Here is a 12,172-nt window from a genome sequence, read left to right on the forward strand (position 1 = left end):
GTATATTTATCGTTAGATAATTATCTATGAAGTACATTTTAAGTTTTTTTGTTTTTTTTCTGTCTTTAAATATTTTTAGTCAGAAAGATTCTTTACAGTTGGGTGACAAATATTGGGAAGATCAACTGTATATTGATATTACATACAACTTATTACAAGATCAACCCGAAGAACTTGGCAGAACGGGGTTCTCATACGGGTTGGCGTTAGGTTATATGAAAGACATTCCTTTAAATAGAAAAGGCAAAACAGCTATTGCCATTGGATTAGGGTATAACTATGATTCATTCAGTCATGAATTAAAAGTATTAGATGGAAATGTAAAAGAGTATGAAACTGACCCTGATATTACATCTAATAAAATAAAGCTACACAATTTAGAGGTACCTATCCAATTTAGATGGCGATCTTCAGATGCAAATACATACTCATTTTGGCGTTTTTACTTAGGTTTTAAAGTCTCTTATAATATAAGTAATAGCTTTAGATATGATTCTCCAACAGGTCAGGTTAGTTTTTCAAATGCTGAGAAATATAACAAATGGCAAACAGGTTTAACTTTATCTGCAGGTTACGGTACATTTAATTTTCACGTATATTACGGTTTATCACCAATGTTTAAAGATGTTAGCTTGAATGGAAAGCCAATAAATAGTAAAATAGTTAAACTTGGTTTAAGTTTTTATCTTCTATAACACATAATAAGCCATAAAAGGAGCTATTAAGCCAATAAAAAAACCAAGATACACTTCTCTAACAGTATGAGCTTTTAAATGTAATCTAGAGCTTGCCAGAAGACCAGACAAGAAAATAAACGATATAATTATAGGGAGTACATAAACAGCTTGTATTTGTTGAAACAATAAGAAATATCCAACAGCAACACCCATGGATAATAAATGAAGGCTTCCTTTAATTTTAAAAGGAAATAGCAAGTAAATAAAGCCTAAACCAAATACAGTTCCGTAAAACAGGTAGCTAATGTCTTTTACAATACCCATGCTAGCAAACATTTTTCCTAAAATCAAAAATAAAGTCATCATAAAGAAAATAGGGAACTTTCGTTCGTTGATGCTGTGTACTCGAAAAGACTTTATATAGCCAATAGACTTTAAGAAAACAAGTAGAAGCATTGGTATAAGATATGTAGCAATAAAAACTATTGCTAATATTGTGTATTGCTGCTGTTTGTTTAAAGTTATTGGTGAAAGTAGGAAGTACAGAATAATCCCAATAGTAGGCATTACAATAGGATGAAGAATAGTTGATATGAATTTATGCCAACGCATTAAATCTCTTTACGTAATCTTGCGACAGGAATGTCTAATTGTTCACGGTATTTTGCAACAGTCCTTCTTGCAATAGGATACCCCTTTTCTTTTAAAATTTTAGATAATTTTTCGTCAGTAAGAGGTTTTCGTTTGTCTTCCTCTTTAATTACAGTTTCTAATATTTTCTTAATTTCTCTAGTTGATACATCTTCTCCTTGGTCGTTTTTCATCGATTCAGAAAAGAATTCCTTAATCAATTTTGTACCATAAGGTGTAGAAACATATTTGCTACTAGCAACACGAGAAACTGTTGATACATCCATGCTAATTTCATCGGCAATATCTTTTAAGATCATAGGCTTAAGCTTACGCTCATCTCCTGTTAAAAAATATTCTTCCTGACGATGCATAATCGCATTCATGGTTACTAAAAGTGTCTGTTGACGTTGTTTTATAGCATCAATAAACCATTTTGCAGCATCTAACTTTTGCTTTATAAAGAGTACAGCATCTTTTTGAGATTTAGTTTTCTCTTTAGAGTCTTGATACCCTTTTAGCATGTTATTATATTCTCTAGAAACATGTAATTCTGGAGCATTACGAGCATTTAAAGTTAAATCTAAGTTGCCATCAATAATTTTTATTGAAAAATCAGGAACTATTTGCTCTGCAATTTTATTATTTCCAGCGTATGAACTTCCTGGTTTTGGGTTTAGTTTGCTTATTTCGCTAATAACATCTTTTAATTGTTCTTCAGAAATACTGAATTTTTCTAAAAGTTTCTTGTAGTGTTTTTTAACAAAATGATCAAAAGCTTCTTCTAAAACTCTTATAGCTAATGCTCTACTTTCATTCTCAGATTTAGCTTTTAATTGAATAATTAAACATTCTTTCAAGTTTAAAGCACCAACACCAGTAGGATCTAACTTTTGAACAACATTTACCAAAACATCTTGTACTTTTTCTTCAGTAGTAAAAACATTTTGAGTAAAGGCTAGGTCATCAACTAAATCAATAATATCTCTACGAATATATCCGCTATCATCTATACTACCCACTAAAAATTCAGCAATAGCACGTTCTTCTTCATCGATTCTAAAAGTGTTTAATTGATTTTTTAATGATTGATGAAAGCTAGTACCTGCTGCATAAGGAATTTGTTTATCATCATCGTCTGAAGAATAGTTGTTGGTTTGTGTTTTATAACTAGGATATTCATCATCGCTTAAATACTCATCAATGTTTATATCTTCAGCATCTATTTTTTCATTACCCGAATCGTCATAATCAACATCATTGGCTAAACTATCCTCAAAATTTTCGGGCTCGTCTTTACCAGTATCTAATGCGGGGTTTTCTTCAATTTCTTGTTTCAAACGTTCTTCAAAAGCTTGCGTAGGCAACTGAATTAACTTCATCAACTGTATTTGTTGTGGAGATAATTTTTGAAGTAATTTTTGATGTAAACTTTGTTTTAGCATATATACAAAGATATGAAATAGGACAAAAAAAATCGTCATTCGTAAAGGAATGACGATTGATATTTATAAGTTTTATGATTTTTTTAAAACTCAGCGTTTTGTGGTGTTCTTGGAAAAGGGATAACATCACGAATATTGCTCATTCCTGTTGCAAATAAAACTAAACGTTCAAAACCTAAACCAAAACCAGAATGTACTGCGGTACCAAACTTACGAGTATCTAAATACCACCATAACTCTTCTTCAGGAATATTTAGTTCAGCCATTTTTTCTTTTAAAACATCTAAACGTTCTTCTCTTTCTGAACCTCCTACCATTTCACCAATTCCAGGGAATAAAACATCCATGGCACGAACTGTTTTACCATCTTCATTCAAACGCATGTAAAACGCTTTTATATTTGCTGGATAATCAAATAAAATTACAGGACACTTAAAGTGCTTTTCTACTAAATAGCGTTCGTGTTCAGATTGTAAATCAACCCCCCATTCGTTAACAGGGAATTGAAATTTTTTCTTTTTGTTAGGCTTAGAGTTTCTTAAAATGTCAATAGCTTCTGTATAGCTTACACGCTTAAAGTTGTTGTCTACAACAAATCGTAATTTTTCAATTAAGCCCATTTCACTACGTTGTGCTTGAGGCTTTGTTTTTTCCTCTTGTGCTAAACGATTATCTAAGAAAGCTAAATCATCTTTACAGTTATCTAGCACATATTGTAATACGTACTTAATAAAGTCTTCAGATAAATCCATATTAGCATCTAAATCATTAAACGCTACTTCTGGCTCAATCATCCAGAATTCTGCTAAGTGACGTGTTGTATTTGAGTTCTCAGCTCTAAAAGTAGGCCCGAAAGTATATATTTTACCTAATGCCATCGCATAGGTTTCACCTTCTAATTGACCAGAAACAGTTAAGTTAGTTTCTTTTCCAAAGAAATCTTTAGAGTAGTCTATTTCACCTTCTTCGTTTACAGGAGCTTTGTTTGCTTCAAATTGAGTTACTTTAAACATTTCACCAGCACCTTCAGCATCAGAACCAGTAATAATAGGAGTATTTACATAGTAAAATCCGTTTTGTTGGAAGTACTGATGTACTGCAAATGATAATGCAGAACGTAAGCGCATTACAGCACTAAAAGTGTTAGTTCTTACACGTAAATGTGCATTTTCACGTAAAAACTCTAAACTATGTTTTTTAGGCTGAATTGGATATTCATCAGGATTTGAATCTCCTAAAATCTCTAAATTGTTTACTTGAACTTCTACTGTTTGCCCTTTACCTTGGCTTTCTACCAAAGTACCTTGTATACTAACTGCAGCTCCAGTATTTATTCTTTTTAATAAAGTTTCGTCGGTATTTTCAAAATCTACAACACACTGAATATTATTTATAGTAGAACCATCATTTAGAGCAATAAAACGATTGCTTCTAAAAGTTCTTACCCATCCTTTTACGTGTACTTCTTGTAAAAATTTGTCAGATTGTAATAAATCTTTAACGCTACTTCTTTTCATGTCTTTATATCTTCAATAAAATCAAGCAAAGATACTTTTTTGCTGTTAATTAGCAATAAAGAGACACAAGAATAAAGAGTTAACTTTTACTCACTAAATTTAATAGAAAAGCAAGCATTTGTAAACTAAGTATAATTCTCCTAATACTAGTCTTATTTATCTTCTTTTGGAGGTAATATTTTGAATTTAGTTTCCTTTAAAACTTTTTTGTTTGCTATCTTTTTCTCGAAAGAAAGTAGGAGAGAAGGTAACAATAGTAAGTTTGAAACCATGGCTAACAATAATGTAATAGAAACTAAACCTCCCAATGCAATAGTACCACCAAAGCTAGAAACTGTAAAGACTAAAAAGCCAAAGAAAAGGACTATTGAAGTATAGAACATACTAACTCCTGTTTCTCTTAAAGCTGAGTATACAGCGGGTTTTATTTTCCAGTTATTTGCTAGCAATTCTTGTCTATATTTTGCTAAGAAGTGAATAGTGTCGTCTACCGAAATACCAAAGGCTATACTAAACACCAAAATAGTTGAAGGTTTTATAGGGATATCAAAGAATCCCATTAACCCACCTGTAATTAGTAGTGGAAGCATATTAGGTATTAGTGAGATTAATATCATTTGTGGCGAACGGAACATCCATGCCATAAATATTGAGATTAATATAATCGCTAACGATAGAGATATAACCAAGTTTTTAATTAAATAGTTAGTTCCTTTTAAAAATACTAATGCTTTACCTGTTAATGAAACGTCAAATTTTTCACCTGGAAATTGCTTGTTAATTACAGCCTGTAATCGATCCTGGATAATGTCCATTTTATCGGTACCAATATCCTTCATAAACGTAGTTATGCGAGCGTAACGTCCTGTGCTATCTACAAAGTTCTTCAGCATACCAGAGTTACTATCAGAGTTTTTAGTATATGAGAAAATATAACTCTTCTCTTGACTTGTTGGTAATTGATAATATTTAGGGTTTCCGTTATAGTAAGCTTGCTTAGAGTATTTTACAAGATTTGTAACAGATATAGGTTTTGATAATTCAGGAAAAGTTTCAATAGTTTCATTAAGCTTTTCCATCTTTTTTAATGTAGAAAGCTTCATAACACCTTTTTCTCTCTTAGTGTCAATTAAAATTTCTAAAGGCATAATTCCTCCAAATTCATATTCAAAGAACTTAATATCTTTATAAAACTGTTTTCCTTTAGGCATATCTTCAATCAAGCTTCCTGATACACGAATCATGTATAAGCCAATCATACTAAAAATGATTATTGAAACTGTAGTAATATAAATAGCAATTCGTTGTTTTTTTACCATACGTTCCATCCAAGAAACAACATTACCCATCCATTTTTTTTCTAGGTGGTTTAAATGCTTTTTTTCCGGTAGTGGCATAAAACTGTATATAATCGGAATGATTAATAATGCTAGAATAAAAATACTAATGATATTTACAGATGCTAAAACACCAAACTCACGCATTAGCCTGCTTTTAACAAATATAAAAGTTGCAAAACCTGAAGCAGTAGTAATGTTGGTCATTAATGTAGCATTTCCAACTTTAGAAATTACACGTTGTAATGATTTTGCTTGATTTCCGTGTTTTTTTACTTCTTGTTGATACTTGTTTATTAAGAAAACCGCATTCGGTACACCAATTACGATAATTAAAGGCGGAATTAACGCTGATAGTACGGTAATTTCATAACGGAATAATCCCATGAAACCAAAAGCCCAAGTTACTCCAATACTTACTACGAGTAGCGTAATAAATGTAGCTCTAAACGAACGGAAAAAGAAGAAAAAGATAATAGCTGTTATTAATAATGCACCAATAACAAAAATTCCCATTTCATCAGTAATGTTCTGAGAATTTAGAGTTCTTATGTAAGGCATACCAGAAACACGAACATCTATTTTATTGTCTTTTTCAAAAGATTTTATAGTTGGTATTAAAACATCAAAAACAAAATCTTTACGAATAGGAGTGTTTACAATATCCTTATTTAAATAAATGGCTGTTTGTAAAGTACCTTTATCATTGTATAATAAGTTGTTATAAAAAGGAAGTTTCTCAAAAAGTTGCTTCTTTATGTTTTTAATTTCTTCATCAGTAGATGGAGCTTCTTCAAACAGTGGCTCAACGACAAATTTTCTTTTTTTTCTATCGGCCTTTAATTGCTGAACATCAGCAACAGAAACAGTAAAATCTACTTGTGGTAAGCTGTCTAAGTCTTTAACAAGTTTATTCCATGCATTAAATTTAGCAGGTGTAAATATTGTAGAATCTTTTACACCTAAAATGATGAGATTACCTTCTTCTCCAAAAATATCTAAGAATTTGTTGTATTCAATGTTTACCTCATGATCGGTAGGAAGTAAGTTGGCTTCTGTATAGGAGAAGCGCATATATTTCATCTGAGTGACTAAAAGTCCTGTAATTATAGCAATAGTAATTAAAACTAAGTAACGATTTCGCAATAAGAACCCTGCGATTTTAGTCCAAAAAGTCATCCAAAAAAAATTTCAGCAAAGTTATGCTAAATGAATGAATTAAACGAAAAAAAGAGCGTCATATGACGCTCTTTTTTAACTATTTCTTAAAAGAAATTATACAGTCATAATTTCTTTTTCTTTAACAGCATACTTTTCGTCGATTATTTTCACATAATCATCAGTTAATTTCTGAACTTCAGCTTCAGAATTTTTCTTCATATCGTCAGATATATCAACTTTTTTAATTTCGTTGTTAGCATCTTTACGAGCATTACGAATTCCAACTTTTGCATGTTCAGCTTCTGCTTTTGCTTGTTTAGCTAAGCCTTTACGACGCTCTTCAGTTAACGGTGGCACATTAATTATAATGTTTTCTCCATTATTCATAGGGTTGAAACCGATATTTGCAAGCATAATAGCTTTTTCGATCTCTTGTAACATATTCTTTTCCCATGGTTGAACAGATATAGTTCTAGCATCAGGAGTATTTACGTTTGCTACTTGCGATAATGGTGTTTGAGAGCCATAATAATCTACCATAATTGTGCTTAGCATAGCAGGAGTTGCTCTACCAGCTCTAATTCCTACTAACTCTTTTTCTAAGTGGCTAATAGCTTTGTCCATTGCCTCTTTAGTCGAATCTAAAATAAAATCAATCTCTTCGTTCATTTTGTTCGTATTTAAAAACCTCAAATAGGTTGAGGGTAACTTTTCGGTTTATTCGTTATCAACTATTGTTCCAATGTTTTCTCCAGAAACAAGCTTTAAAAGATTTCCTTGCTTGTTCATATCAAAAACAATAATTGGTAATTTGTTTTCTTCACTTAATGTAAAAGCTGTCATGTCCATTACTTTCAGACCTTTTTCAATAACGTCTTTAAATGTAATGTTTTCGTATTTAACAGCATCTTTATCTTTTTCTGGATCGGCTGTATAAATACCATCAACACGTGTACCTTTTAAAATAGCATCAGCGTTAATTTCAATAGCTCTTAAAACAGCTGCTGTATCGGTTGTAAAATACGGATTTCCTGTTCCTCCACCAAAAATTACTACACGTCCTTTTTCTAAGTGACGATTAGCTCGACGTTTTATATAAGGTTCTGCAATTTCTTTAATTTCAATAGCAGTTTGTAAACGTGTGTGAATTCCTTGATCTTCTAAGGCACTTTGTAAAGCCAATCCATTAATACAAGTAGCTAACATTCCCATATGGTCACCCTGTACACGGTCCATACCTTGACTAGCACCAGCAACTCCTCTAAAAATATTTCCACCACCAATAACAATGGCTACTTCTACTCCTTTATCTATAACTTGTTTTATCTCTTGGGCATACTCTTTAAGTCTGTTTGGGTCAATACCATATTGACGTTCACCCATCAGTGCCTCACCACTTAATTTTAAAAGAATTCTTTTGTATTGCATTTGTTTTGTTGAAAGTTGTGCAAAGCTACATATTTTTTTTATTCTAATTTTAAGACATAAAAAAAAACCATCCAAAAATTGGATGGTTTAATATAAAATTGTTGTTGAGAATTATCCTAAAGTAACTCTTACGAAGTTTTTAACTTCAACGTCACCGTAAGTAGAAACATATTCTGCAACAGTTTTCTTTTCGTCTTTAATAAACTTTTGATCTAATAAACATTGTTCTTGATCTAAAGTTGTATTGTCAGAGATAAATCTTTCCATTTTACCTGGTAAGATTTTGTCCCAGATTTGTTCTGGTTTACCTTCAGCTTTTAATTGCTCTTTAGCTTCTTCTTCAGCTTTCGCTAAAGCTTCATCAGTTAATTGTAAACGAGAAACAAATTGAGGAACGTTCTTTAAAGTTTTACCTAAACGTACTAATTCTTCGTTGTCCTTTTTAATCGCAGCAATTCTAGCTTCAGTTTCAGAAGCTACATAAGCAGGATCAAAATCTTTGTAAGATAAAGAAGTTGCTCCCATTGAAGCAGCTTGCATAGCTAAGTCTTTAGTTAACTCAGCAGCGTTATCTACAACAGCAGTTAAACCTACCATTGCAGCAATTTTTCCAACGTGAGTGTAAGCTCCTACGTATGGTGCTTCAATTCTTTCGAAAGCAGTGATATCGATTTTTTCACCGATAACTCCTGTTTGCTCGATTAATTTTTCAGCAACAGTTACACCACCAAAATCAGCAGCTAAAAACTCCTCTTTTGTTTTGTGGTTAAAAGCGATGTCAACAAATTCTTGCGCTAAAGCTTTGAATGAATCGTTTTTAGCTACGAAATCTGTTTCACATGCTAATACGATAGCAACACCATATGTGTTGTCATCGCTAATTTTAGTGATTGCTACACCTTCAGTAGACTCACGATCCGCTCTTTTAGCAGCAATCTTTTGTCCTTTTTTACGTAAAATTTCAATAGCTTTATCAAAATCACCTTCAGCTTCTACTAATGCTTTTTTACAATCCATCATACCAGCTCCGGTAGTTTCTCTTAATTTCTTTACGTCTGCAGCGCTAATTTTTACTGACATTTCTATCGTTATTTTTTAGTTGTAAATATATTGTTGTACAAAGTTGTAAAAATTTAAAGGTTTCAATGTAATGAAACCTTTAAATTAAAAATTATTTTGCTTCTTCTTTTGCTGGAGCGTCGGCTGCTTTTTCAGCTTTAGCTTTTTCTTTGTCAGCTTTTCTTTCAGTTAAGCCTTCAGCAATTGCATCAGTTACATACGATAATACTTTATCGATAGATTTAGAAGCATCATCATTTGCAGGAATTACAAAATCGATTGGTCTTGGATCAGAGTTTGTATCAACCATTGCAAAGATTGGAATGTTTAATTTTTGTGCTTCAGCAACAGCAATGTGTTCTTTCTTTACATCAATTACAAATAAAGCTCCTGGTAAACGAGTCATATCAGAAATTGAACCTAAGTTCTTTTCTAATTTTTCACGTTGACGAGTAATTTGTAATTTTTCTCTTTTAGATAATGCATCAAAAGAACCATCAGTCTTCATTCTATCAATAGCAGTCATTTTCTTAACGGCTTTACGAATAGTAACGAAGTTTGTTAACATACCACCTGGCCAACGCTCAGTAATGTAAGGCATGTTTACAGCTTTAGCTTTTTCAGCAACGATATCTTTAGCTTGCTTTTTAGTTGCAACGAATAAGATTTTACGTCCTGAGTTAGCTATTTTTTGTAACGCAGCAGATGCCTCGTCAATTTTAGCTGAAGTTTTGTACAAATCGATGATGTGAACACCATTACGCTCTGTATAAATGTATGGAGCCATGTTAGGATTCCACTTTCTAGTTAAGTGTCCAAAGTGAACACCACTTTCTAATAATTCTTGAATGTTTGCCATTTTAATAAATGTGTTTACGTTCTGTTTTCGCAATATTTCAGTAGTTATTAAGTCTGAAATATTTAGATACTAAACTGTTAAAAATTGATTTATAAATAACAGTCTCGAAACATTTAAATACTGAAACAAGTTCAGTAAAACATTAACGTTTAGAGAACTGGAATTTCTTACGTGCTTTCTTCTGACCGAATTTCTTACGTTCAACCATTCTTGGATCACGAGTTAATAATCCTTCTGGTTTTAATACAGCTTTGTTTTCTTCGTTAATTGATACTAATGCTCTAGTAATCGCTAAACGAATAGCTTCAGCTTGACCAGTAACACCACCACCATATACGTTTACTTTAATGTCGTAAGCCTCTAAGTTTTCAGTTAACATTAAAGGTTGTTGAACTTTGTATTGTAAAGTTGGAGTAGTGAAATAGTTTTTAAACTCTCTTTTGTTGATAGTGATGTTTCCACTTCCTTGAGAAACATAAACACGAGCAACAGCTGTTTTTCTTCTACCTATTTTGTGTACAGTTTCCATAATTATTTAAGATCGTTAAGGTTAATAGTTTTAGGTTTTTGAGCTTCTTGACCATGCTCTGTACCTGCGTAAACATATAAATTTTTGAATAACGCGCTACCTAAACGGTTTTTAGGTAACATACCTTTTACTGCCTTTTCGATTAATCTTGTAGGATCTTTTTCGAACATTTCTGTAGCAGTTAATGATCTTTGTCCTCCTGGGTAACCTGTGTGACGGATGTAAGACTTATCTGTCCACTTTTTACCAGTTAGGTTGATTTTTTCAGCGTTGATAATAACAACGTTGTCTCCACAATCTACGTGAGGAGTATAATTTGGCTTGTACTTACCTCTAATAAGTTTTGCAACTTTAGAAGCTAGACGACCCAATGTTTGCCCGTCCGCATCAACTAAAACCCACTCTTTGTTTACGGTAGCTTTATTAGCTGATACTGTTTTGTAACTTAATGTGTTCATAATTACACGATTAGTTTTTGTTTATTAATAATTTAATTTTATCCTTTAAAAAGGTCTGCAAATGTACGATTAATTATTTGATTGACAAATAGCGTGTTAGTTTAATTTTTTTACTATTTATTTTAGCTAAGCAAAACGTATAAAAAAAGCGTGCACATGGCACGCTTTTTAATCTATATGTTTAAAAACTATTCTACTTTTTGATCTAATAAATCAAAGAATTGATTTAGTCTTGGTAAAATAATGATTTTTGTACGTCTGTTTTTAGCTTTGTTAGCAGGACTGTTGTTTTCTACTAAAGGAACATAGCTACTTCTACCAGCTGCGATTAACCTTTCAGGAGCTACATTATATTTTCCTTGTAACTCACGAACAATAGCAGTAGAACGTAAAACACTTAAGCCCCAGTTATCTTTCAATGCTGATCCAGCTGAAACAGGAGTGTTGTCTGTATGTCCTTCAACCATTACATCCATTTGAGGTTGTCCGTTAACTACAGTTGCAACTTTTTCTAACACCTTAGAAGCTTTGTCGTTAATAGTGTAACTTCCGCTTTTAAATAATAACTTGTCAGAGATTGAAATAAATACTACTGTTTTTTCAACATTAACTTCGATGTCTTCATCATCAATACCGTCTTGTAATTCTCTTTTTAAGTGGAATGCAACTACTAAGTTTAAAGAATCTTTCTTAGAAGCAGCTTCTCTAATTTTGTTGATGTACTTATCTTTTTTACTTAATTGAGCTAGTGTTTCCTTAATGTTATCATTAGCACCTTGAGTTAATACAGTTAAATTCTCAACTTGTTGTAACGTATTTTCTTTATCTTTCTTTAATTCTGTTACTCTAGACTCTAAAGAAAATGCTTTGTCTTCACAATTTTCTTTTTCAACTAAACATTTTGTTAAGTTAGCTTTTACAGCTAATAACTCTTCTTTCGTTTGTTCATGTTTAGCTTTAATAGCTTCTAACTCTTTTGTTGAAGCACATGATGCTAGTAAAATTGAAGCAGTAAGGAATAAAAATATTTTTCTCATTTTATTCTGATTTTTTTTAGATGTATTTATTAATA

The 12,172-nt window shown here is 31.9% G+C and carries 12 protein-coding genes; 1 reads left to right on the top strand and 11 read right to left on the bottom strand.

Annotation, left to right across the window (positions count from 1 at the left end):
* Positions 1-26: 26 nt before the first annotated feature.
* A complete protein-coding gene (locus ACTPNM_RS03885; protein WP_440120700.1) occupies positions 27-695 on the top strand; it encodes a porin family protein in 669 nt (222 codons plus the stop codon).
* Here the strand turns inward: ACTPNM_RS03885 and ACTPNM_RS03890 are convergent.
* The 11 genes from ACTPNM_RS03890 to ACTPNM_RS03940 all read right to left on the bottom strand — a co-directional run bounded on the left by ACTPNM_RS03890 (position 690) and on the right by ACTPNM_RS03940 (position 12,137).
* Positions 690-1,289 carry a hypothetical protein gene (locus ACTPNM_RS03890; RefSeq protein WP_440120701.1) on the bottom strand — a complete coding sequence of 200 codons (600 nt, stop codon included), beginning with the start codon at positions 1,287-1,289 and terminating at the stop codon, positions 690-692. The two genes, ACTPNM_RS03885 and ACTPNM_RS03890, sit on opposite strands and share 6 nt — an antisense overlap.
* The gene (gene rpoN / locus ACTPNM_RS03895) at positions 1,289-2,752 is read right to left on the bottom strand and encodes an RNA polymerase factor sigma-54 (protein WP_274640802.1); all 1,464 of its coding nucleotides are present in this window, start codon (positions 2,750-2,752) and stop codon (positions 1,289-1,291) included. The genes ACTPNM_RS03890 and rpoN overlap by 1 nt, the downstream gene beginning before the upstream one ends.
* 83 nt (positions 2,753-2,835) lie before the next feature.
* Complete coding sequence (gene asnS, locus ACTPNM_RS03900; RefSeq protein ID WP_440120702.1) at positions 2,836-4,269, bottom strand: asparagine--tRNA ligase; 1,434 nt, start codon at positions 4,267-4,269, stop codon at positions 2,836-2,838.
* A gap of 152 nt (positions 4,270-4,421) precedes the next feature.
* Positions 4,422-6,785, bottom strand: a complete 2,364-nt coding sequence (locus ACTPNM_RS03905; protein ID WP_440120703.1) for an efflux RND transporter permease subunit — start codon at positions 6,783-6,785, stop codon at positions 4,422-4,424.
* A gap of 96 nt (positions 6,786-6,881) precedes the next feature.
* The gene (frr, locus tag ACTPNM_RS03910) at positions 6,882-7,436 is read right to left on the bottom strand and encodes a ribosome recycling factor (RefSeq protein WP_440120704.1); all 555 of its coding nucleotides are present in this window, start codon (positions 7,434-7,436) and stop codon (positions 6,882-6,884) included.
* A gap of 48 nt (positions 7,437-7,484) precedes the next feature.
* Complete coding sequence (gene pyrH / locus ACTPNM_RS03915; protein WP_125065931.1) at positions 7,485-8,195, bottom strand: UMP kinase; 711 nt, start codon at positions 8,193-8,195, stop codon at positions 7,485-7,487.
* Positions 8,196-8,306: 111 nt separating this feature from the next.
* Entirely contained in the window at positions 8,307-9,275 is a 969-nt protein-coding gene (tsf, locus tag ACTPNM_RS03920) for a translation elongation factor Ts (RefSeq protein WP_274640798.1), read from the bottom strand.
* Between the two features lie 91 nt (positions 9,276-9,366).
* Positions 9,367-10,113: a 30S ribosomal protein S2 gene (rpsB, locus tag ACTPNM_RS03925; protein WP_274640797.1), complete on the bottom strand. Its 747-nt coding sequence runs from the start codon at positions 10,111-10,113 to the stop codon at positions 9,367-9,369.
* Between the two features lie 142 nt (positions 10,114-10,255).
* A complete protein-coding gene (rpsI, locus tag ACTPNM_RS03930; RefSeq protein WP_028892298.1) occupies positions 10,256-10,642 on the bottom strand; it encodes a 30S ribosomal protein S9 in 387 nt (128 codons plus the stop codon).
* A gap of 2 nt (positions 10,643-10,644) precedes the next feature.
* Positions 10,645-11,100: a 50S ribosomal protein L13 gene (gene rplM / locus ACTPNM_RS03935; protein WP_274640796.1), complete on the bottom strand. Its 456-nt coding sequence runs from the start codon at positions 11,098-11,100 to the stop codon at positions 10,645-10,647.
* A gap of 188 nt (positions 11,101-11,288) precedes the next feature.
* Positions 11,289-12,137 (bottom strand): OmpA/MotB family protein, encoded by an 849-nt coding sequence (locus ACTPNM_RS03940; RefSeq protein ID WP_274640795.1) that lies wholly within the window; start codon positions 12,135-12,137, stop codon positions 11,289-11,291.
* Positions 12,138-12,172: the final 35 nt, after the last annotated feature.

Origin of the sequence: Tenacibaculum sp. Ill, from assembly GCF_051938915.1 — a bacterium.
Lineage (GTDB): Bacteria > Bacteroidota > Bacteroidia > Flavobacteriales > Flavobacteriaceae > Polaribacter > Polaribacter larymnensis.

Bases quoted from the DNA above. Each gene is read 5' to 3' on its own strand.
- ACTPNM_RS03885 (WP_440120700.1), top strand. From the start codon at position 27: ATGAAGTACATTTTAAGTTTTTTTGTTTTTTTTCTGTCTTTAAATATT.
- ACTPNM_RS03890 (WP_440120701.1), bottom strand. From the start codon at position 1,289: ATGCGTTGGCATAAATTCATATCAACTATTCTTCATCCTATTGTAATG.
- rpoN (WP_274640802.1), bottom strand. From the start codon at position 2,752: ATGCTAAAACAAAGTTTACATCAAAAATTACTTCAAAAATTATCTCCA.
- asnS (WP_440120702.1), bottom strand. From the start codon at position 4,269: ATGAAAAGAAGTAGCGTTAAAGATTTATTACAATCTGACAAATTTTTA.
- ACTPNM_RS03905 (WP_440120703.1), bottom strand. From the start codon at position 6,785: ATGACTTTTTGGACTAAAATCGCAGGGTTCTTATTGCGAAATCGTTAC.
- frr (WP_440120704.1), bottom strand. From the start codon at position 7,436: ATGAACGAAGAGATTGATTTTATTTTAGATTCGACTAAAGAGGCAATG.
- pyrH (WP_125065931.1), bottom strand. From the start codon at position 8,195: ATGCAATACAAAAGAATTCTTTTAAAATTAAGTGGTGAGGCACTGATG.
- tsf (WP_274640798.1), bottom strand. From the start codon at position 9,275: ATGTCAGTAAAAATTAGCGCTGCAGACGTAAAGAAATTAAGAGAAACT.
- rpsB (WP_274640797.1), bottom strand. From the start codon at position 10,113: ATGGCAAACATTCAAGAATTATTAGAAAGTGGTGTTCACTTTGGACAC.
- rpsI (WP_028892298.1), bottom strand. From the start codon at position 10,642: ATGGAAACTGTACACAAAATAGGTAGAAGAAAAACAGCTGTTGCTCGT.
- rplM (WP_274640796.1), bottom strand. From the start codon at position 11,100: ATGAACACATTAAGTTACAAAACAGTATCAGCTAATAAAGCTACCGTA.
- ACTPNM_RS03940 (WP_274640795.1), bottom strand. From the start codon at position 12,137: ATGAGAAAAATATTTTTATTCCTTACTGCTTCAATTTTACTAGCATCA.